Source organism: Salinimicrobium oceani, from assembly GCF_012037645.1.
The window spans coordinates 25843-45934 of the sequence record NZ_JAAVJR010000004.1; the positions used below are offsets into that span (position 1 = coordinate 25843).

A 20092-nucleotide genomic window follows, 5' to 3' on the forward strand; every position below is an offset into this window, starting at 1 on the left:
TACTATTGCAGCGTAGTAAGATTTGCGTGACGTGCAACCATGATATGGAATATCCCATATCCCATTAATCCTAGAGCTGTGGCACCGAGTAGCAATGAGCCATATGAAAAGGAAAGCAGGTACTGGAATGCACCTTCTGTCCCTCTGTAGATGTTGGCATTGTGTTGCAGGATCACTTTAACAAGGAAAAAGGAAATGATCCCAAAAACTACACCGCGGGCTATATAACCCAATTTGCCTGATCTGCGAATAAAATCATATTCATGTTTGATTTCAGGATAATTATCGATCTTCTTCATGAATTTTCCATCTCTTGCTATCTTGAATTGCCATAGAGCCTGTCCGGCTACGATAATTGCCAGGATCCAAAGTAACACCTTCCCCCAATATGAAGATAAAAGTTCCCATAAGGCCGCTTTTTCTTCAAAATCTCCTTCCTGGCTCTCTTCGTCTTTGAGGGAGAAATAGGAAAGCAAAGGTTTAAGAAAGGAGTAAGCGATAATTCCGTAGAAAACTCCCGAATAGAAAAACCTGATCCTTTTGAACCCACTTTTAATATTCCGGTCCTCGATCCTCGTGTTAGGCAGGAACAGGGCCTGGTAGAATCGCCATAGGGTATAAGCGATGAGACCCAGTGAAATCACCGCGCCCAATACTCTTCCAAATGGCAGGGTCATCAAGTATTTCACAGCCCCGTCGGTGCTGCTTATTTCACCCCCCTGGTTAAACGCCGCTAAAAATGTGAGCGTCCCAATTAAAAGGTAAACCGCTCCTTTTGTGAAGAAACCTGCAATACGCACTTTAGCCACGTGGCCTTTGTCTGGTTCAAGGTCCATTCTTTTTTCTACTAAAATATGCTATAATAACTCTGGTTTTTCACAGGGAGAGAACTTTTTTCCTGAAAGTCATTCCAGCTGTTTGCCAATAAATTCCATCGCTCTTTCTTCATTGTAGGTGAATTCCTGTTGTTGTATAAAGCCAACGTGACCACCATAGTCGGGCATCTCCAAAAATAAGTTAGGGTTTATGCCAGCCGTATCAACGGGATAGCATTGGGGGGAGAGAAATCCGTCATTTTTTGCATTGATAAGCAGTGTAGGCACCTTAATTTTTTTCAGGAATTGAAGCGAGCTGTTCTTATTGTAGTAGTCGAGGGCATTTTCGAAATCGTGAGCTCTGCTGGTATAAAGGTCGTCAATGTCTAATAGGGAATCGCAGGCTGCAACCTCTTCCTGCGACAGCTCATCAGGGAATTCACAAGCCCTTTGTCGCAGGTGGTCCTGGAGTTTATATAAAAAGCGCCTGGCGTAAATGAAGTTCTCTTTCTTCTGAAGCTGTTTAAGAGAACCATGTAGATCACAAGGAACAGAGACCATAACTGCGGCAGAAATTTCTTTGGGGACTTCTCTGTTTTCACCCAGGTATTTGAGCATTAAATTTCCCCCCAGGCTAAAACCATTGAAGCAAACATGCTTATATTTCTGTTTTTTCAGGATATGTTCCACTATTTCCTGAAGATCACCAGTTGCGCCTGCATGGTAGGATCTAAAGCGACGATTTAATTCTCCGCTGCATCCGCGAAGGTTCATGGCGGCCACATCCCAACCATTTTGCACAAAATATTTCGCGAGGCCCAACACATAGGGCCGTTTCGCACTTCCTTCTAAACCATGAACTATCAGGAGCACCTTTGTTGCAGGCTCTGGAGAAAAGCTCCAATCAATATCTAGGAAATCTCCATCGCTAAGATCTACCCGTTCCCGTTGCTGAGGTAAAGATATACGTCGAATGGTCGCCGAATAGACGGTGGAAACGTGATAATTCCTAAAGAGAAATGAGGGCTGATATTTACTTTTAATTATTGGCATCTTCAATTGCAATAGATCTGTAAAGGAAAAGAAAATCGCTATGCATGCATAATATAAATTTGTAATTTTATCTCAAAAACTAAATATGTACAAGAAGAATTTTGAAATAAGATGGAGTGATATTGATGCCAACAGACATTTGGCGAATACGGCATATATTAATTTTATGAGCCATACCCGCATGGGTTTCCTAATGGAGAACGGTTTCGGACAAAAGGAAATGGCGCAGCACAATCTTGGACCCGTGGTGTTCTATGAGCATGTTTATTACTTTAAAGAGGTTTTCCCCGGAAAGCCCGTAACTGTGACACTGAAATTAAAAGGTCTTTCGGAAGATGGAATGTATTTTGAATTTGTCCACGACTTCTATGATCATAAAGGTAGAAACTTTGCCAGTTGTGAAATGATGGGCGGCTGGATTGACCTTAAGGAACGAAAACTTACAGGTCTGCCGGAAGCGTTATTTCAAAACCTCAATCACCTTGACCACACCGAAGACTTTAAGGTCCTTACTAAGGAGGATACCCGTAAGTTTAATAAAAAACCCAGAGATATAGATCCTATGCTGTAGTTCGCGGTTTTCGAGTCACCATATACACTCCTGCAAAAACCAGCAAGGCAGCCACTATTTTAAGCATATCAAGAGAATCTGCACCTGTTGTAACAGCGTAAACTATAGCAATAAGGGGCTGCATATAGACAAAAGCACTTATGGTCGATGCACTTAACTGCTTCAGGGCGTATACGTTCAAAAGATAAGTGAGAAAGGTGGTGCCAAACACCACGAAACTCATTCCAAGGACGGCATCTGTAGGTAAGTTCGACCATTGTACTTCCAGAAATTCGTTCAGGGTAAAGGGTAAATTAATGACTACAGCCATCAGGAACAGCCATTTCATTAGGGTGAAGGGATGGTATTTGGAGGTAAGAGGTTTTACCAGGATCAAATAAAGTCCGTAGGAGGTAGCATTTACAAGAACAAGTAAATTCCCGAGAGGAATATTCGGAGCGTTGTGCAGCGTATTGCTACTGAAAAGAATGAGACCGAGAGCACCAGCTAACCCCACAATTATTCCTGCTGTCTTTCGTAGCGTGATCCTTTCCTTTATTAGTACTGCAGCCAGCACCAGTACGATAATAGGTGTAATGGTAGTAATGACCGAACTATTAATGGGAGTAGTAAGGCTCAAGCCTTTAAAGAAAAAGAGCATGTTAATGCACATCCCCAGTACCGAACAGCCCAGCAATCTAGGCCAGTCACTTGTAGCAACTTTTTCTTTTGGTCCCCAGAAGGAGATTAGCCAGAAAAGCAAGGCCGCACCCGATACACGTAATAAGATGAACCCAAAAGGTTGGATATATACCGGCATTAATCCTTTGGCCACAGTATGATTAATGCCATAGATGGTTCCTGCTCCCAGTGCGGCAAGGATTGCCAGGACCCTTTTATTCACTAAGCGCTTTTTTTGCTGCTGCTACCTCTTTTTTTGAATTGCCTATAAAGATCTTTTGATCCATTACCAGCACCGGCCGTTTAAGAAAAGTGTAATGCTCCAAAAGTAGGTTTTTGTAATCCTCTTCAGAGAGTTGCTTATTTTTCAGATCTCTTTCTTTATAAAGCCGGGCTCTCTTGCTGAACAAGGCTTCATAAGTGCCCGAGAGATGTTTTAACTCCAGCAGCTGTTCTGGTGTTAAAGGATCTTTTTTGATATCCTGAAGTTCAAAATCAGATGGAAGCTCCAGCTCCTTTAAAATTCTATTGCAGGTATCACAGGTTGAGAGGTAGTACATCTTTTTCATGCGGTAAAATTATTCAATCTTAACAAACTGCCGCACTTCTTCAAGAGGAATTTCCATGACAATATCCCCGGCTGCATATGGTGCAATCTCGTAAGAATTGTACACCAGGATGACCTTGTCTTCTGTAAATCCTACATTTTCGGGTAGGCTGAAGGAGTCGTTTTCAAACCAAAAGCCAGTACTGTTGATGTTTTCACCTTCAGGAATACCCTGTTCCTGCCTAAACCGCTGCTCTACAAACGAGGAAAATTCTGAAGTGAAAATCTCCTTAGCAGATAAGACTTCCCCGGTATTAGGATTAAAATTCAGAAAAGTGAGGGTTTTATAACCATGAGCTCCTCCACTAAAGATCTCGGTAGTTACGCCTATAGATAAGAGGCTGTCGCTTTTGAAATACAGATTCTCATTAATATATGCTTCCCAGGGCGGTTCTTCAGAAAAACTTTCGGCTGCCTCCCGGTAATCATCAAGAAATTTTTCTGATAGTTGATCCAGATCAGAAATTTCGGGCTTTGCATCAGAAGCAATGATATTGATGATGTGGGCGTCGAGGTTCTTGTTAATAGCCTCAGAAACCCGTGATGCACCACGGGCACGTACTACATCAAGAGTGATCACCGAGCAATCATATTCTGCAGTGTCACAATTGGCACCTGCTTTTTTTACAATACTTTCCTTTTTGAAGTTTAGGGCGGAGACTTTTTCTTCTTTGTCCTTCCTGCAACCCGTGAAAACGATCATGATGAGCAGGAGACGTGAAAAGATGCGGAACATAAATAGCTAATGTTAAACTGATCTGAAAGGTACGGGCTATTTTGAGAAAGCCCAAAGCTAATGCTACTTTTGTATATTAAATTAAGGCTAAAATATGAAGTTCAATACAAAGACCATTCATGGAGGTCAAGAGAATACAGATCCCGCTTATGGATCTGTCATGCCACCAATATATCAAACCAGTACTTACAAACAATCTACTCCCGGCGGTCATAAAGGTTTTGAATATTCCCGAAGCGGAAATCCAACCAGGGCAGCTCTCGAAAGATCTCTCGCTAGTTTGGAGAACGGAAACTTTGGTCTGGCCTTTAGCTCGGGACTTGCAGCCGTAGATGCAGTTCTTAAGCTCTTTAAATCTGGGGATGAGATCATTTCTACCAATGATCTTTATGGAGGATCTTATCGTCTTTTTACTAGGATCTTCGAGAACTTCGGCATCAGGTTCCATCTTGTGAACATGCAAAATGCAGGTGAAGTTGAGCAGTACATTAATGAAAATACAAAGATGATCTGGATTGAAACACCCACCAATCCAATGATGAATATCATCGACATTGAAGCCATGTCACATATAGCTAAAAAGCACAATTTAATATTAATTGTAGATAACACTTTTGCCACACCATATTTACAACAACCCCTCGAGTTGGGCGCCGATATTGTGATGCACAGTGCAACTAAATACCTGGGCGGGCATAGTGATGTAGTGTTAGGCGGACTTGTAGTAAAGGACAAGGAATTGGCTGAAAAACTTTACTTCATCCAAAAATCAAGTGGTGCTGTTTGCGGGCCGCAGGACAGTTTCCTGGTGTTGCGAGGGATCAAGACCCTTCACCTGCGCATGCAAAGACATTGCGAGAATGGGAAGGGAATTGCTCATTTTCTTAGAGCTCATCCTAAAGTAGGTAAGGTTTATTGGCCTGGTTTCGAAGAGCATCCAAATCATCATATCGCTAAAAAACAAATGAAAAATTTCGGCGGAATGATCTCCTTTACAACTGCTGAAGGAACTCTTGAAAGCGCTGTTAAACTCGTAGAGCAGCTGAAGATCTTTACTCTTGCCGAATCCCTTGGCGGCGTAGAATCGCTTGCAGGACATCCGGCAACCATGACCCACGCTTCTATTCCGCAGGAGGAAAGAGAAAAAACGGGGATTGTGGATTCCTTGATTCGGCTTAGTGTGGGGATCGAGGATGAGGAAGACCTTATTAATGACCTGAAACAGGCTTTGGACTAGACTTCCAAAAATGGCATTTTTCGGAAGGATTTTCTAACGTCTCTACCTACAATCTAGATTAGAAATTGAGATAATAGATATATCCGAAGTTTAACCAGAAGATCATATCGTCAAACTTGTTCTGTGGATTATCGTGATCCAGCCCGTCCAGCCAGTCTGTATCATAATACCTCCATTGCATGTTCATGACCAGGTCACTAACCGCATTGAGCTTGTATCGCATTCCTGCACCTGCAACCACACTCCAGGTGGAGCCGGCTTCCTGACTCACATAGCCTCTAAAGGTGTGAAAAAGATTGTCTTCCAACGGGCCTAAAGTAGAATAGGTGTAAGGATCATAGCCCACAAAATTGAACCCCAGACTCACGTAAGGCGCAATGGGATAAGCGAAAGCCGTATAATCACGTATACTTAAAGGGTAATATTCAAGATGTGCACCAATCTCGTAGACTTTAGCCTTGCCAATCATGCCGCGTAGCTGCTCTCCTCCCAAATTATCTTTTTGAGCAATATCTCCATAGTGGTTCAGCTCCCCTTCATGATAATCCAGTTCTGCACGAATTCTAAAATGATCGTTAAAATAGGTGTATCGGGCGTAGCAGTCACAATCTGCCTTATATGCGAAGTTGAGGTAATATACAAGCCCCACTCCAATACCGGTATTGGAAGAATTCGTTTCGGCGTTCCAGCGCAATCCGTAGTCAGTATAATAAGCTACGGGACCCGCCACTATCCCTATCTCCTGGCCTACCATCCCCACCTGTGCAACAGCTGCTTTACTTCCGAAGAAAAAGAGCAGTAATGCAGGGAGTAAAGTTTTGAAAATCTTGGTCATAAGCGGCGATCCAGTCAAAGCAAATATATAAAAACATCCCAAAGAATATCGGAATTATGGCCCTTTCATGAATTCATTAATTATAAAAGGAATAACAAATAATTCTCCGCTGTTTTTTGCAGATAATGTATATTTGCACCGAATCGTAAAAAACGTTTTCGTTAATATAATTTAGCCAAAACCATGGAAAAAAATGTACAAGAGTTTCTAGATAGCGTTTCGAAAAGAAACACCAATGAACCGGAGTTTTTACAAGCCGTTCATGAGGTTGCTGAAACCGTTATTCCTTTCATTGAGAAAAATAAAAAATACCAGAATAAAAAATTGCTCGAGCGCATGGTAGAGCCCGAACGTGTGATCATGTTTCGTGTGCCGTGGATCGACGACAATGGTGAAGTGCAGGTGAACCGGGGCTTCAGAATTCAGATGAATTCGGCCATTGGTCCTTACAAAGGGGGATTGCGTTTCCATCCATCGGTAAACCTTTCCATCTTGAAGTTCCTTGCTTTTGAGCAGGTTTTCAAGAACAGCCTTACTACGCTGCCAATGGGCGGTGGTAAAGGAGGATCTGATTTTGACCCAAAAGGGAAATCAGATAATGAGGTAATGAAATTCTGCCAAAGCTTTATGACCGAACTGCAGCGCCATATTGGTGCCAATACAGATGTGCCTGCGGGTGACATTGGAGTTGGAGGTCGTGAAGTGGGTTACCTTTATGGACAATACAAGAGGCTTCGAAATGAATTCACCGGAGTACTTACCGGAAAAGGCCTTTCTTACGGCGGCTCTTTAATTCGTCCTGAGGCTACAGGTTACGGGAATGTATATTTTGCTGAAAATATGCTGAAGACCAAAGATGATTCCATTAAAGGAAAAACTGTAGTGGTTTCAGGTTCTGGAAACGTGGCCCAGTATGCAGCCGAAAAAGCTACTCAATTAGGTGGTAAGGTTGTAACCATGTCAGATTCTTCAGGATATATTTATGACGAGACAGGAATCGATGCTGGTAAGCTCGAGTTCATTATGGATCTTAAGAACGTAAAGAGAGGAAGGATCAAAGAATATCTTGATCAATATCCAGATGCCAAATATTATGAAGGGAAAACTCCTTGGGATGTGAAGTGTGATATCGCTCTTCCATGTGCTACTCAAAATGAGCTGCAGGAAGAGGATGCCAAAACGCTTGTGAAGAATGGCTGTAAACTTGTGGGAGAAGGCGCTAACATGCCTTGTACGCCCGAGGCTATTGCTGTGTTCCAGGAAGCGAGAATACTTTTCTCTCCGGGGAAAGCTTCTAACGCGGGTGGTGTTGCGACTTCAGGACTGGAAATGTCTCAAAACTCATTGAGATTCAACTGGACTTCCGAAGAAGTGGATGCCAAGCTTAAGCAGATCATGAACGATATTCACAGCCAGTGTGTGAAGTACGGAACCGAAGAAGATGGGTATGTTGATTACGTAAAAGGAGCCAACATCGCCGGATTCGTAAAAGTTGCCGATGCAATGCTTGCACAGGGAGTTGTATAATTTCTACTGAATACAAGATCTTAAAAAGCCGCAAAAAGCGGCTTTTTCTTTTTTTCGCTTACATTTATTGCTTCGGAATTATACCTGCCTAAAATGCCTTTTTTGACAGGTAATCCTTCTGAAATATTACTGCTCAAAAATGCCATTTTTGGAAGGAAATGTTTTCAGCAGAAAAATTAGCCTTTAATGTTGATCAATACCAAAGCTATTGTTTTTAGTGCCCTGAAGTATGGAGAAGCCGATCTTATCGTGAAATGCTTCACCGAAAGGAATGGCTTAAAAACATATTTACTGCGTAGCATATTGAAATCCAAGAAGGGCAAGATCAAGGCTTCTCTTTTTCAGCCGCTCACACAGCTGGAGATCGTCGCAAACCATAAGGACAAGGGAACAATGGAATATATGAGGGAGGCGCGACTTGGAGCTACCTACGAAACCTTGCATACGCATGTTTTAAAATCTACCGTTGTAATGTTCCTTTCTGAAGTACTTCGCAATGCAGTAAAGGAAGAAGAGGCTAATGCTGCCCTTTACGACTTTCTTGAGAACAGCTTAATGTGGTTTGATACCCACGAAAAAACTGTGAATTTTCACCTGCTTTTTCTGTTGAAGTTAACCCGCTACCTGGGATTCTATCCAGATGATACTCAAAAAAATAAGCCTGTTTTTAATCTTCTCGACGGGAATTTTCAAGAAATTGAAACTAATGATGCCTGTATCACAGACCAGAATGTTGAGGTGCTACAGCAGCTTCTGGGCACAGATTTTGAGGGCCTGGGAGAGATCAAACTCAACCAAACCAGCCGGTCGAAATTTTTGCTAATGCTTCTTAAATATTACGAGATCCATCTGCAGGGTTTTCACAAGCCAAAATCTCTTGCGGTTTTAAACGAAATCTACAGTTAATGCGCTCTATAATCAGTCTTTTTTTGTTCCTGATATATTCTGTTACCTCTGCACAACAAATAAAAATTCTGGATAAAGAAACGCAACAACCAATTTTTAACGTTGCAGTTTTTAATAAAGATAAAAGCAAGCATTTGCTTTCCAACTTTGATGGAGAAGCCGATTTAAGCATCTTCTCTCCTGGAGAAATTATTTTTTTCAGGCATGTGTCGCATATTCAGTTTCATGCTACCAAAAGACAGATCATTAGAAGTGGCAGGGAAATCTTTCTGTTGCCTTCCAGTAATGAATTAAATGAGGTAGTACTTTCGGTGTCAAAATTTGAACAAAGCAGAAGAAATGTGCCTAATAAGGTAATTGGCATTAACCAGGCCGACATTGTTGCCGTCGCGCCACAGACATCTGCAGACCTCCTGGAAAGCACAGGGCAGGTGTATGTTCAGAAGAGTCAGCTGGGTGGCGGGAGCCCAATGATAAGAGGTTTTGCTACTAACAGGTTGCTCATAACGGTTGATGGGGTGCGGATGAACACAGCGATCTTTAGAGGAGGAAATGTTCAGAATGTAATCTCCATAGATCCGCTGGCATTGGAGCGCGTGGAAGTAGTTCTTGGCCCCGGCTCCAATATTTTTGGCAGTGACGCCATAGGCGGGGTGATGAATTTCTATACCACGAACCCTGCTTACTCAGTGGCCAGGGGCGGAAATTTATCGGGAAAAGTTTATTCCCGCTATGCCACGGCAAACAATGAAAAAACTGGTCATTTGAGCCTTAGCTATGGAAAAAAGAACTGGGCGTTATTCAGCGCTGTTACCTATTCAGATTTTGATGATCTAAAAATGGGGAGCAATGGTCCCGAAGAATATTTAAGAGATGAATTCGTTATTCGCAGAGGTGGGGAGGATATAACTCTGCAGAATGACGATCCCCGAGTCCAGGTGCCAACGGGATATGATCAAATCAATCTTTTGCAAAAGCTGCGCTATAAGCCATCAGAAGAATACGATTTTTCTTTGGCTCTCATTTATTCTACCACCTCAAATTACCCGAGATATGACAGACTCTATCGGAAGAGAAATGGCGAATTAAGGTCGGCGGAATGGTATTACGGTCCGCAGGAATGGCTGCAGACGAATTTTCAAATAGACAAAGCAGGAAGCGGCAGGTTTTACAACGAAGCCAAGCTAACAGCAGCGTATCAATTCTTTGAGGAAAGCCGTCACGACCGAAACCTGAGAGATGATATCAAATATCATTCTACCGAAGAGGTTGATGCGTTTTCCCTCAATCTTGATTTTGAAAAGTTATTCGCAAAGACCACATTTTTCTATGGAGGTGAGTATGTTTTCAATAGGGTGAACTCAACAGGTTCTGAATCAAATATAATTACCGGCGATCAATTTCCCGGTACCTCCCGGTATCCAGATGACGCCACCTGGCAGTCACTTGCCGCCTACGGGAATCTACAATGGGAACTTAATCCACAACTCACAGTACAAACCGGTGCGAGGTACAGCTATGTTCTTCTCAATGCGGTGTTTGATGAAGAGGTTTACGATTTTCCATTTTCGAATGCTGATTTAGAAACAGGAGCACTCACAGGAAGTGCGGGAATAAACTGGCAGCAAAATGACATTTTTGGATGGCAATTCAATCTATCCACTGCTTTTAGGGCGCCAAATATTGATGATGTAGGGAAGATATTTGATTCGGCGCCGGGGCTGGTAGTGGTGCCCAACCCAGTTCTTAAGCCAGAAAAAGCGTATAATGCAGAGCTGGGACTAAGGCTGAATTTTGATAAGGTCGTACATCTGGATCTTGCAGGATACTACACCTTGCTTGATGAAGCCCTGGTGAGAAGGGATTTTGAGCTGAAGGGTGAGGAATTCATTGAGTATCACGGGGAAATGAGCAGAGTGCAGGCCATTCAGAACGCAGCCCGTGCTCATGTCTATGGATTTGAAGCCGGGGCAAAGGTAAAATTTACAGAGCAGCTGAAACTGCTGGCTCAGGTAAGTGTCACCAAAGGAGAGGAAGAGCTCGATGATGGCAGCAGTGCGCCCTTGAGACATGCAGCGCCTTTATTTGGGAACCTGCATCTTGTTTGGGAAAAAGGAGATCTTAAATTTGACCTTTTTGGAGAGTATAACGGAGAGATTGCTGCGGGAGAGCTGGCACCTTCAGAAAGAGATAAGGATTATCTATATGCTCTGGATGAAAATGGAGATCCTTATGCCCCGGAATGGTATACTCTTAATTTTAGTTCTCGCTATGAACTGGGGAAAATGTGGGTGTTAACTGCTGCGTTGGAAAATATTACCAACAGGCGTTATCGCACCTACTCTTCGGGCATTGCAGCGGCAGGACGCAACTTGATCCTCGCGCTGCAGTACTCCTTCTAGGTTAAAATTCAGAAAACAAAGCTATTAGATCTGTTGAATTTCTTCGGAAATTCATGTTTTCCTTTTTTAAACCGTCCGATTTATTAAAAATCGTTATTTTCGCGCAACTATTTGGAAAGAACAATATGATGAGCGCAAAGTTCCCTGAATATAAAGGACTTGACCTGCCAAAAGTGGCTGAAGAAATTCTCCATTTTTGGAAGGAAAATGATGTTTTTGAGAAAAGTGTCACTTCCCGTGAAGGCAAGGAGCCATTCATATTTTTTGAAGGTCCGCCGTCGGCTAATGGTCTGCCAGGTATTCACCACGTTATGGCCCGTGCCATTAAGGATATCTTTTGTCGCTTCAAAACTCAAAAAGGTTACCAGGTCAAGAGGAAAGCAGGATGGGACACTCATGGTCTTCCTATCGAGTTGGGTGTGGAAAAAGAACTGGGGATCACCAAAGAAGACATTGGGAAAAAGATAAGTGTTGAAGCGTATAACGAAGCATGTAAAAATGCAGTTATGCGATACACTGATGTGTGGAATGACCTTACCGAAAAAATGGGTTATTGGGTGGATATGGACGACCCATACATCACCTATAAGTCAAAATACATGGAAACTGTATGGTGGCTGCTTTCCCAGATCTATAAGAAAGGCCTCATCTATAAGGGCTACACAATACAACCTTATTCTCCAAAGGCGGGAACAGGTTTGAGTTCTCACGAGCTGAATCAACCTGGTACCTATCAGGATGTGACCGATACCACGGTAACGGCCATGTTCAAGGCAAAAAAAGAAACCCTGCCAGAATTTTTATCTTCAGTTGAAGGGGAATTATTTTTTATAGCCTGGACGACTACGCCCTGGACCTTGCCGTCAAACACCGCTTTAACAGTAGGTCCTAAGATCGAATATGTTACCGTAAGCACCTATAATCAGTACACTTTTCAACCTATAACTGTAGTTGTAGCAAAAGATCTTGCTGAAAAGCAGTTCGACAAGAAGTTCCAAAAAGTGGATTCTGAAGAAGCCTTAAGAGCTTACAAAGAAGGAGACAAGAAAATACCATTTTTGATAGGTAAGTCTTTCCGCGGAAAGGATCTGGAAAATGTAAAATACGAGCAGCTGCTGCCATATGCGCTGCCTTACGAGCATCCTGAAAACGCATTTCGGGTCATCCTCGGGGATTTCGTGACCACAGAGGATGGAACGGGAATCGTTCATACTTCCCCCACTTTTGGTGCAGATGATGCCATGGTTGCGAAGCAGGCAAAGCCTGAAGTTCCGCCGCTACTGGTCAAAGATGAGAATGACAATCTTGTTCCGCTTGTAGACCTGCAGGGGAAATTCCGTCCTGAATTAGGTGAATTTGGTGGGAAATATGTCAAGAATGAATATTACAATGACGGCGAAGCACCAGAGAAATCTGTAGATGTAGAGCTGGCCATAAAATTGAAAGAAGAAAACAGAGCCTTCAAGGTCGAAAAATATGTTCACAGCTATCCAAACTGCTGGCGAACAGATAAACCTATTCTATATTATCCTCTGGATTCATGGTTCATTAAGATCACAGATGTTAAGGAACGTATGTTTGAGCTTAACCAGCAAATCAACTGGAAGCCCAAGTCTACAGGAGAAGGAAGATTTGGGAACTGGCTTGCAAATGCCAATGACTGGAACCTTTCCAGGTCAAGGTACTGGGGAATTCCTCTGCCTATCTGGAGAACCGAAGATAGAAGAGAAGAAAAGATCATTGGTTCCATCGAGGAATTGAAGCAGGAGATGCAGAAATCTGTCGAAGCAGGTTTTATGGATGCCGAATTTTTTGCCGACTTTGAACCTGGTAACTTCAGCGATGAGAACTATGACAAGGTAGACCTGCATAAGAATGTGGTAGATGAGATCGTGCTGGTTTCAGCTTCAGGAAAAGCCATGAAGCGGGAAGCAGATCTTATTGATGTGTGGTTTGACTCCGGTTCTATGCCGTATTCGCAATGGCACTATCCTTTCGAAAATGCTGAAAAAGTAGAGAACACCTGGCGCAAAGCCGATTTTATTGCTGAAGGTGTGGATCAAACGAGAGGATGGTTCTATACGCTCCATGCTATTGCTACCATGACTTTTGATGATGTAGCCTACAAAAATGTTGTTTCTAATGGACTTGTGCTTGACAAGAATGGACAGAAGATGTCCAAGCGTCTTGGCAATGCTGTAGATCCTTTTGAAACGCTTGCAGCTTTTGGGCCCGATGCCACCCGCTGGTATATGATCTCAAATGCAAATCCCTGGGATAATTTAAAATTTGATATCGAAGGGATTTCAGAAGTAAGACGCAAGTTCTTTGGAACCTTATACAACACGTACTCCTTCTTCAGTTTGTACGCGAACATTGATAATTTTACTTATTCTGAGGCTGATGTGCCGCTGGAGGAACGTCCCGAGATAGATCGCTGGATCCTTTCCGAATTGCATACGCTGATTGAGAATGTGGATAAATTCTATGCAGACTACGAGCCCACTAAGGCTACGCGAGCAATATCAGAATTTGTTCAGGAGAATTTGAGCAACTGGTACGTGAGACTTTGTCGTCGAAGATTCTGGAAGGGAGAATACGGAACAGACAAGATCTCTGCATATCAAACCCTATATACCTGCCTTGAAACCGTTGCAAAACTTGGAGCTCCGGTTGCACCGTTCTTTATGGACAGGTTGTATAAAGATCTAAATCGTGCCACCCAAAAAGAGAAATTTGAATCTGTACATTTAGCTCTATTCCCGGAGGCAGATGATAAATTCGTTGATAAAGAGCTCGAGCGTCAAATGCAGAAGGCGCAAACCGTATCTTCTCTTGTACTTTCACTGAGGAAGAAGGAGATGATCAAAGTGCGACAGCCTTTGCAAAGAGTGATGATCCCAGTTCTGGATGAGCAACAGAAAAAAGAGATAGAAGCTGTAGCCGATCTCATTAAATCTGAAGTTAATGTAAAGGAACTCGAGTTAATCGATGATGCTTCAGGTATACTGGTAAAGCAAATTAAGCCTAACTTCAAGGTATTAGGACCGCGTTTCGGAAAAGATATGAAGCATATCGCTCAAAAGATCAATGGTTTTTCCGCCGAGGAAATACAGAAAATTGAGCGTGAAGGGGAAATAAAGGTTGACGTTAACGGGAAATTGCTTACATTAGAAATTGGTGATGTGGAGATCTCATCTCAGGATATTGAAGGCTGGTTGGTAGCGAATTCAGGAAATATAACCGTAGCCCTTGATATCACCATTTCTGAAGATCTCAAGAAGGAAGGAATTGCAAGAGAATTGGTGAACAGGATCCAGAACATAAGAAAGGATTCTGGGTTTGAAGTAACCGATAAAATAGATGTGACCCTACAAAAGGATGGTACTGTCGAGGAGGCCGTTCAACAAAATATTGATTATATAAAAACAGAAACCCTGACTGCAAATCTCGACTTAGCAGAAGAAGTGAACAACGGATTGGAAGTTTCTTTTGATGAAGTGACCACCAGGTTGTTAATTAAAAAACATTAAGAACTATGTCAACAGAAGTAAAAGAACGTTACAGCGATGCAGAGCTGGCGGAATTCAAGACATTGATCCAGGCCAAGATCGAAAAGGCTAAGGAGCAGCTGGAACTTTACAAGAGCGCCTACATGAACGACGGGAACAATGGTACAGATGACACCTCTCCTACGTTTAAAGCTTTTGAGGAAGGCAGTGAAACAATGAGTAAAGAGGCGAATTCTCAACTTGCCATTCGTCAGGAGAAATTTATCCGGGATCTTAAAAACGCGCTTGTGCGTATTGAGAGCAAAACTTACGGGATTTGTAGGGTGACAGGAAAATTAATAGCAAAGGAGCGTCTAAAACTGGTACCGCATGCTACCTTGAGCATTGAAGCTAAAAATATGCAACGATAATTTAATTTGAATGCATTAGAAACGCTCCAGCCATAGGTTTGGAGCGTTTTTTGTTTTCTGATGCCTATGAAGCTTCTATTTTCCATTGTATTAACTTTTCTATTTTTTTCAGCAAACGCACAAAAGCATACTGAAGAAGTTATAGATGCCAAGGGTATTACTCGAATCGTCTTTTCGAGTGATGAGGTCTTTCGCATTCACCTCAAAGCAATTCCCGGAGATGAGATAAAGATCACATCCCATACCGAAGGGGAATATTACAATAATATTAGCCTGGACACAGAGGTGCAGTCCAATACTTTACAGGTTTCTTCGAGATACAGGGAAATGCTGCAGGGGGGCTTTGATAAACTAAGTGCCCACAAGGTTTTTTCGATGGAGGTGACCCTGGAAGTTCCAATAAATATGATAGCAGAAGTTACTTCAAATTTGGCCTCGGTTTACATTTCAGGAGACTTTGAACATGTGCTCGTACAGCTGAATTCCGGCTCCTGTTATTTTAAAGATTTCAATGGTGATGCTGTTGTGAATACCTTCAACGGAAATATCCTGGGAGATGTAGCTGCAGGCAATTTTGAAGCTGAATCCCGGCATGGGGTGGTGAATGTTCCGGAAAACACACAGAATGGCCACAAAATGGTAATTACCAGTATCAACGGAAATATTAAGCTCACCGAAACTAAATAATATTAGTATTTTTGCCGCGTCCAATTTATTATAGATGTCCTTAAAGAAAGCCTCTGCCATTATCGTCCTTATCCTGATCATTGACCAGGTTTCAAAATTCTACATTAAAACGAATTTCATGTTAGGGGAGGAGATCAGAGTTTTTGATTGGTTCAGGATCTTGTTTGTGGAGAACGAGGGAATGGCCTGGGGCGCAAAGATCCCGGGACAGTATGGTAAATTACTACTTACAAGCTTCAGGCTTGTTGCAATTGTAGGTATTGCCTACTGGTTATGGGATTCGGTAAGGAAAAATGGATCACGGGTCTTGATAGTCGCTGTTTCCATGATCTTTGCTGGTGCATTTGGGAATATTATTGATTCTGTATTTTACGGAGAAATTTTCAATCACAGCTATAATCAGGTAGCTACTTTTCTTCCTGAAGAAGGAGGCTATGGCACCCTAATGCATGGAAAAGTAGTGGATATGCTTTATTTTCCACTATGGTCGGGATATCTACCGGATTGGATTCCGTTTTGGGGAGGAGATTATTTTACCTTTTTTGAACCTGTATTCAACATCGCCGATTCTGCTATTACCATAGGTGTAGCGCTTTTGCTGATCTTCAACAAACAGGCCTTTCCGGAAAGTAAAGAGGAAAAAAGAACTGAAAAGGCGTATAGCTAAGCTACTTCTCTTTCAAAGATCTTTTCAAAACGTTTTAGTTCGATAGGTTTTATCAGGTAATCTGTAACCATATTGAATGACTTCGCCCTTTCGAGATCTCTGGGATCTATTGAGGAGCTCACTACATATAAAGTTATCTTTTTGTTGAAGGTATTCTTGATCTTTACGAATTCACTAAGAAATTCCCATCCATCCATCACGGGCATGTTAAGGTCCAGGAAGATAATATCGGGCAGGCGCTCCTCACTTACATTCTCAAGAATAGCCTTAAAATAATCGAGAGCTTCTTTGCCATTTTTGAAGATGATGAGATTTTGAGAAAGCTTCTTGATCTCAATGATCTTTTTTACCAGATTGACGTAGATCTTGTCGTCATCTATTATGCAGGCAAGTTCTATTGGATGGTCCATAATATCTAAAATTTGATCTTAAAAGTGGTGCCAATGTTTACCGTACTGGTGACCGAGATACTTCCGCCCATTGCTTCCACCTGATTCTTCGTGATAAAAAGGCCAATTCCATTAGCCTCGGGATGACGGTGAAAGGTCTTGTACATACCAAACATCTTATCCCCATGCTCATCGAGGTCTATTCCCATTCCATTGTCACTAACCTCCAGATAATTTTCTCCATTCTCCCTGTAGGACTGAATAAAAATTACAGGTTTCCTGCCTTTGAACTTGTACTTGATGGCATTTGTGATCAAATTTAATAAAATACTCTCCAGATACTCTGAAATGTAATTTATTTCGTTCAACTTATCAAATTCGGCGATGATCTCCGCATTTTCGCGCTTTATAAGAGACGAAGTGGAGGCAATAACTACGTCAAGAGCCTCCTCAAATTTTACCAGCTGTCTCTCCTTTTTTAAGTTATTTTGCCTGGTGACGACTTCGTTGAGCTCATTAATGGCCTCTTCCAGGTTTTCAGAGATATCATTTACATTGATGAGCAGGTCCAGCTTATCTTCGGCAGTCCTTGCTTCTCTCAAAAGCTGTGCTATAAGGCTCAGGTTGCTGCTATGGGAGCGTAGCTGGTGAGAGACAATATGAGCAAAATTAAAAAGCCGCGAATTTTGCGAAGCTATGATATCAAGGGAGTTCTGAAGATTCAGCTCATTTGTTTTGTGTTCATCAATATCCTGGTAAACACCTCTAATGCCTATAATTTCCTGTTCATTATTGTAAACAGGTTTGCCCGTGGCCCTTACCCAAAATTCCCTGTTGTGCAGAGTGCGCATTTTTATCTCTACCTTAAATGGAATTCCAAATTTTGAACATTTTTTGAACATGGTCTCCACCTTGTCGTGATGTTCAGAAGCATAGAACCGCATCTTATCATCGGGATGAGGTTCATAATCCATTGGGCAGTCCAATATTTTCTTTGTGACATTATCCCAGTAAACGGCCTGTGTAGTCACATCGAGATACCAACCGCCTGTAGAGGTCATTTCTGCCGTTTCACGATAGTAGAAGAAATTTTCTTCTATAGTATATTGATCCCGTTTTGCCTGGTGAATATTGACGAAAAGCAAAACTGCAGCATCGGCAAGACCTTTTTCCCTGCTCTTTAGGTTTCGGCATTCAAACCAGCGGTATTTACCGTTTTCAAGTTTCAGCCGAATTTCTGCAGTAAAAGGTTTGTATCGGGTTGTAAGATTGTCAAAATGATCCCTGAAGTCGTAGCGGTAATCCTTGTGCAGAATATGATTAAGAAAAAATTCAAACTTGTCTGTACCCGGATCAGGGTTACCAATAAGGTGATTAAAATGTTCAGACCAATGGATTTCCTTCGTTAACAGGTTTATTTTCCAGTAGGCAACGTCAAAGTCTTCTAGAATACTGTTTAACTGGAGGTCGTTAAGCATTAAAATTTTATAATTAGTTGGAATAAAAGTAATTGAAAACCTCCTGGTTTACAAATTTTTGAAATCATATATTTTTTCAGGGGTAACGCAAAAATCAAGGGGTACGTCCAGGGCATTTACATCTAATATCTGCTTTTCGGCCTCGAATAATGAAAGTCCCACCTTTACAACATCAGTTTTGCATTGTGACAGGAATCTGTCATAAAAGCCTTTTCCATATCCAATTCTGTTTCCGTGGGTATCGAACGCCAGTAGCGGAACAAAAACTACCTCCATCTTTTCTGCAGGAATTTCAATGCCATCTACAGGTTCAGGAATTCCCCAGGTATTAGTTCTAATGACTGTTGCGTCTGTTAAAAGAAAATTCTGCAAATTCCCGGTCTCAAAATCGGCTTTTGAAACAACGACATGCTTGTCTTTTCCCTGTAAGATGTGCAGGATCATCTGCGTGTCCACCTCTTTCTTTTCTGCTATACTCAAAAACAGATGGTAATAGGAATATTTCCAGATAGGGAGGTTGATAAGCTGATTGCCAATTGCTATACTTCCTTCTTCTACCTCCTCTGCTGTGAGCTTTTCTCTTAAGTCTTTATATTTAAGCCGAAGCTCCTTCTTGTTCATAGGTTTCTTTTGAAAGCGAAATATGGAAGATGGCATCCCCCTGGTAAACTATTGGGGATTCATTGACATTAATGATATATCCGGCATTAGGAGCTTTTACTTTATGCCGCAGCTTTCCATAAGGATCTGTGATCGTAGCAATATATTCTCCTTTTTCCACATGTTTTCCGCAGGGAATTTTCACATGGAGCAGGCCACTGTATTTCGCGCGCATCCACGTGCTGTACTCTATAACAATAGTATCTCCGGTGGGATCGGGTACATCAAATTTTGGTTTCAGCATTTCGAAATGTGCCAGGATTCTCATGACTCCCTCTACCCCGTGCTTTGCCACGCTCTTGTTACTGTCCTGCGACTTTCCGCCTTCAAAAAGAAGTACCGGCTTGCCTTGTTTTGCGCAGGTTTCTCGGTAGGATTTGGTAATGGTCTTGGAAATAATTGTAAAGGGGGCATTGAAGATCTGGGCGTAGTGCATGGCCATTTCTTCCCCTTTTTTTATCCTTATCTGAGGTGCATTGAAACGACTGGCGCCTCCAGTGTGAAAATCCATGCAAAAATCGGCCACCGGAAGAATCTTCTGGACGAACTGATAAGCAAAACGACTGGCTAAAGAGCCATTTTTGGCACCGGGGAAAACCCGATTTAGATCCCGGCCATCAGGAAATTCCCGTGACATGTTCAGAAAACCAAACACATTGAGAATTGGAATACAGATGATAGTTCCCCTGGCGGGTTTATTGATCTCTTTTACTATGAGCTGGCGCACCACTTCCACCCCATTGATCTCATCTCCATGAATTCCGGCAGTTATGAGTACAACAGGCCCGGCTTTTTTTGACCTTTCGATGATAATTGGCACTTCCACATTTGTGGTAGTGTAAAGTTTGGCCATGTTGAAATTGATCGTGGCGCTTTTACCGGGAGGAACTTTTTTACCTAAAATTTCAAGAACATTGTTCTCGTCAATAGAAGCCATATG

Annotated in this window: 19 protein-coding genes; 9 read left to right on the forward strand and 10 right to left on the reverse strand. The window is 42.2% G+C overall.

The window, feature by feature from the left end:
• Positions 1-2 precede the first annotated feature (2 nt).
• On the reverse strand, positions 3-836 hold the full coding sequence (locus HC175_RS08045; RefSeq protein WP_168137981.1) for a DUF1206 domain-containing protein: 834 nt from the start codon (positions 834-836) through the stop codon (positions 3-5).
• Positions 837-905: 69 nt separating this feature from the next.
• Positions 906-1868, reverse strand: a complete 963-nt coding sequence (locus HC175_RS08050; RefSeq protein WP_168137982.1) for a YheT family hydrolase — start codon at positions 1866-1868, stop codon at positions 906-908.
• Positions 1869-1953: 85 nt separating this feature from the next.
• Between HC175_RS08050 and HC175_RS08055 the strand changes: the two genes are divergently transcribed.
• Complete coding sequence (locus HC175_RS08055; RefSeq protein ID WP_168137983.1) at positions 1954-2439, forward strand: acyl-CoA thioesterase; 486 nt, start codon at positions 1954-1956, stop codon at positions 2437-2439.
• Here HC175_RS08055 and HC175_RS08060 read toward each other — a convergent pair.
• From HC175_RS08060 to HC175_RS08070, 3 genes are read right to left on the reverse strand one after another with little or no spacing between them, the layout of a single operon-like run.
• Positions 2429-3322, reverse strand: coding sequence for a DMT family transporter (locus HC175_RS08060; protein WP_168137984.1), 894 nt, complete (start codon positions 3320-3322; stop codon positions 2429-2431). The two genes, HC175_RS08055 and HC175_RS08060, sit on opposite strands and share 11 nt — an antisense overlap.
• Positions 3315-3668 (reverse strand): arsenate reductase family protein, encoded by a 354-nt coding sequence (locus HC175_RS08065; RefSeq protein WP_168137985.1) that lies wholly within the window; start codon positions 3666-3668, stop codon positions 3315-3317. The genes HC175_RS08060 and HC175_RS08065 overlap by 8 nt, the downstream gene beginning before the upstream one ends.
• Before the next feature lie 9 nt (positions 3669-3677).
• A complete protein-coding gene (locus HC175_RS08070) occupies positions 3678-4442 on the reverse strand; it encodes a DUF3298 and DUF4163 domain-containing protein (protein ID WP_168137986.1) in 765 nt (254 codons plus the stop codon).
• Positions 4443-4536: 94 nt separating this feature from the next.
• On the opposite strand from HC175_RS08070, the gene HC175_RS08075 reads away from it, so the two are divergent.
• Positions 4537-5679, forward strand: coding sequence for a cystathionine gamma-synthase (locus HC175_RS08075; protein WP_168137987.1), 1143 nt, complete (start codon positions 4537-4539; stop codon positions 5677-5679).
• 58 nt (positions 5680-5737) lie between these two features.
• Here HC175_RS08075 and HC175_RS08080 read toward each other — a convergent pair whose 3' ends face one another.
• On the reverse strand, positions 5738-6514 hold the full coding sequence (locus tag HC175_RS08080; RefSeq protein WP_209309956.1) for a THC0290_0291 family protein: 777 nt from the start codon (positions 6512-6514) through the stop codon (positions 5738-5740).
• A gap of 183 nt (positions 6515-6697) precedes the next feature.
• Between HC175_RS08080 and gdhA the strand changes: the two genes are divergently transcribed.
• The 7 genes from gdhA (at position 6698) to HC175_RS08115 (ending at position 16625) form a co-directional block, all read left to right on the forward strand.
• Complete coding sequence (gene gdhA, locus HC175_RS08085; protein ID WP_168137988.1) at positions 6698-8041, forward strand: NADP-specific glutamate dehydrogenase; 1344 nt, start codon at positions 6698-6700, stop codon at positions 8039-8041.
• A 186-nt stretch (positions 8042-8227) separates the two neighbouring features.
• Positions 8228-8947 carry a DNA repair protein RecO gene (gene recO / locus HC175_RS08090; RefSeq protein ID WP_168137989.1) on the forward strand — a complete coding sequence of 240 codons (720 nt, stop codon included), beginning with the start codon at positions 8228-8230 and terminating at the stop codon, positions 8945-8947.
• Entirely contained in the window at positions 8947-11349 is a 2403-nt protein-coding gene (locus HC175_RS08095) for a TonB-dependent receptor (protein WP_168137990.1), read from the forward strand. The genes recO and HC175_RS08095 overlap by 1 nt, the downstream gene beginning before the upstream one ends.
• A gap of 128 nt (positions 11350-11477) precedes the next feature.
• Positions 11478-14882, forward strand: a complete 3405-nt coding sequence (ileS, locus tag HC175_RS08100) for an isoleucine--tRNA ligase (protein WP_168138270.1) — start codon at positions 11478-11480, stop codon at positions 14880-14882.
• 5 nt (positions 14883-14887) lie between these two features.
• Positions 14888-15271: a TraR/DksA family transcriptional regulator gene (locus tag HC175_RS08105; protein ID WP_168137991.1), complete on the forward strand. Its 384-nt coding sequence runs from the start codon at positions 14888-14890 to the stop codon at positions 15269-15271.
• A 66-nt stretch (positions 15272-15337) separates the two neighbouring features.
• Positions 15338-15958, forward strand: a complete 621-nt coding sequence (locus HC175_RS08110; protein ID WP_168137992.1) for a DUF4097 family beta strand repeat-containing protein — start codon at positions 15338-15340, stop codon at positions 15956-15958.
• 34 nt (positions 15959-15992) lie between these two features.
• The gene (locus tag HC175_RS08115) at positions 15993-16625 is read left to right on the forward strand and encodes a lipoprotein signal peptidase (protein ID WP_168137993.1); all 633 of its coding nucleotides are present in this window, start codon (positions 15993-15995) and stop codon (positions 16623-16625) included.
• Here HC175_RS08115 and HC175_RS08120 read toward each other — a convergent pair.
• From HC175_RS08120 to HC175_RS08135, 4 genes are read right to left on the reverse strand one after another with little or no spacing between them, the layout of a single operon-like run.
• Entirely contained in the window at positions 16622-17035 is a 414-nt protein-coding gene (locus tag HC175_RS08120) for a response regulator (RefSeq protein ID WP_029038145.1), read from the reverse strand. The two genes, HC175_RS08115 and HC175_RS08120, sit on opposite strands and share 4 nt — an antisense overlap.
• 5 nt (positions 17036-17040) lie before the next feature.
• On the reverse strand, positions 17041-18492 hold the full coding sequence (locus HC175_RS08125; RefSeq protein ID WP_168137994.1) for a sensor histidine kinase: 1452 nt from the start codon (positions 18490-18492) through the stop codon (positions 17041-17043).
• Positions 18493-18540: 48 nt separating this feature from the next.
• Positions 18541-19113, reverse strand: coding sequence for a 5-formyltetrahydrofolate cyclo-ligase (locus HC175_RS08130; protein WP_168137995.1), 573 nt, complete (start codon positions 19111-19113; stop codon positions 18541-18543).
• Positions 19088-20089: a succinylglutamate desuccinylase/aspartoacylase family protein gene (locus HC175_RS08135; RefSeq protein WP_168137996.1), complete on the reverse strand. Its 1002-nt coding sequence runs from the start codon at positions 20087-20089 to the stop codon at positions 19088-19090. Before HC175_RS08135 ends, HC175_RS08130 begins: the two co-directional genes overlap by 26 nt.
• Between the last annotated feature and the right edge of the window lie 3 nt (positions 20090-20092).

Coding starts and splice junctions, on each gene's coding strand:
- HC175_RS08045 (WP_168137981.1), bottom strand. CDS start 836: ATGGACCTTGAACCAGACAAAGGCCACGTGGCTAAAGTGCGTATTGCA.
- HC175_RS08050 (WP_168137982.1), bottom strand. CDS start 1,868: ATGCCAATAATTAAAAGTAAATATCAGCCCTCATTTCTCTTTAGGAAT.
- HC175_RS08055 (WP_168137983.1), top strand. CDS start 1,954: ATGTACAAGAAGAATTTTGAAATAAGATGGAGTGATATTGATGCCAAC.
- HC175_RS08065 (WP_168137985.1), bottom strand. CDS start 3,668: ATGAAAAAGATGTACTACCTCTCAACCTGTGATACCTGCAATAGAATT.
- HC175_RS08070 (WP_168137986.1), bottom strand. CDS start 4,442: ATGTTCCGCATCTTTTCACGTCTCCTGCTCATCATGATCGTTTTCACG.
- HC175_RS08075 (WP_168137987.1), top strand. CDS start 4,537: ATGAAGTTCAATACAAAGACCATTCATGGAGGTCAAGAGAATACAGAT.
- HC175_RS08080 (WP_209309956.1), bottom strand. CDS start 6,514: ATGACCAAGATTTTCAAAACTTTACTCCCTGCATTACTGCTCTTTTTC.
- gdhA (WP_168137988.1), top strand. CDS start 6,698: ATGGAAAAAAATGTACAAGAGTTTCTAGATAGCGTTTCGAAAAGAAAC.
- recO (WP_168137989.1), top strand. CDS start 8,228: ATGTTGATCAATACCAAAGCTATTGTTTTTAGTGCCCTGAAGTATGGA.
- HC175_RS08095 (WP_168137990.1), top strand. CDS start 8,947: ATGCGCTCTATAATCAGTCTTTTTTTGTTCCTGATATATTCTGTTACC.
- ileS (WP_168138270.1), top strand. CDS start 11,478: ATGAGCGCAAAGTTCCCTGAATATAAAGGACTTGACCTGCCAAAAGTG.
- HC175_RS08105 (WP_168137991.1), top strand. CDS start 14,888: ATGTCAACAGAAGTAAAAGAACGTTACAGCGATGCAGAGCTGGCGGAA.
- HC175_RS08110 (WP_168137992.1), top strand. CDS start 15,338: ATGAAGCTTCTATTTTCCATTGTATTAACTTTTCTATTTTTTTCAGCA.
- HC175_RS08115 (WP_168137993.1), top strand. CDS start 15,993: ATGTCCTTAAAGAAAGCCTCTGCCATTATCGTCCTTATCCTGATCATT.
- HC175_RS08120 (WP_029038145.1), bottom strand. CDS start 17,035: ATGGACCATCCAATAGAACTTGCCTGCATAATAGATGACGACAAGATC.
- HC175_RS08125 (WP_168137994.1), bottom strand. CDS start 18,492: ATGCTTAACGACCTCCAGTTAAACAGTATTCTAGAAGACTTTGACGTT.
- HC175_RS08130 (WP_168137995.1), bottom strand. CDS start 19,113: ATGAACAAGAAGGAGCTTCGGCTTAAATATAAAGACTTAAGAGAAAAG.
- HC175_RS08135 (WP_168137996.1), bottom strand. CDS start 20,089: ATGGCTTCTATTGACGAGAACAATGTTCTTGAAATTTTAGGTAAAAAA.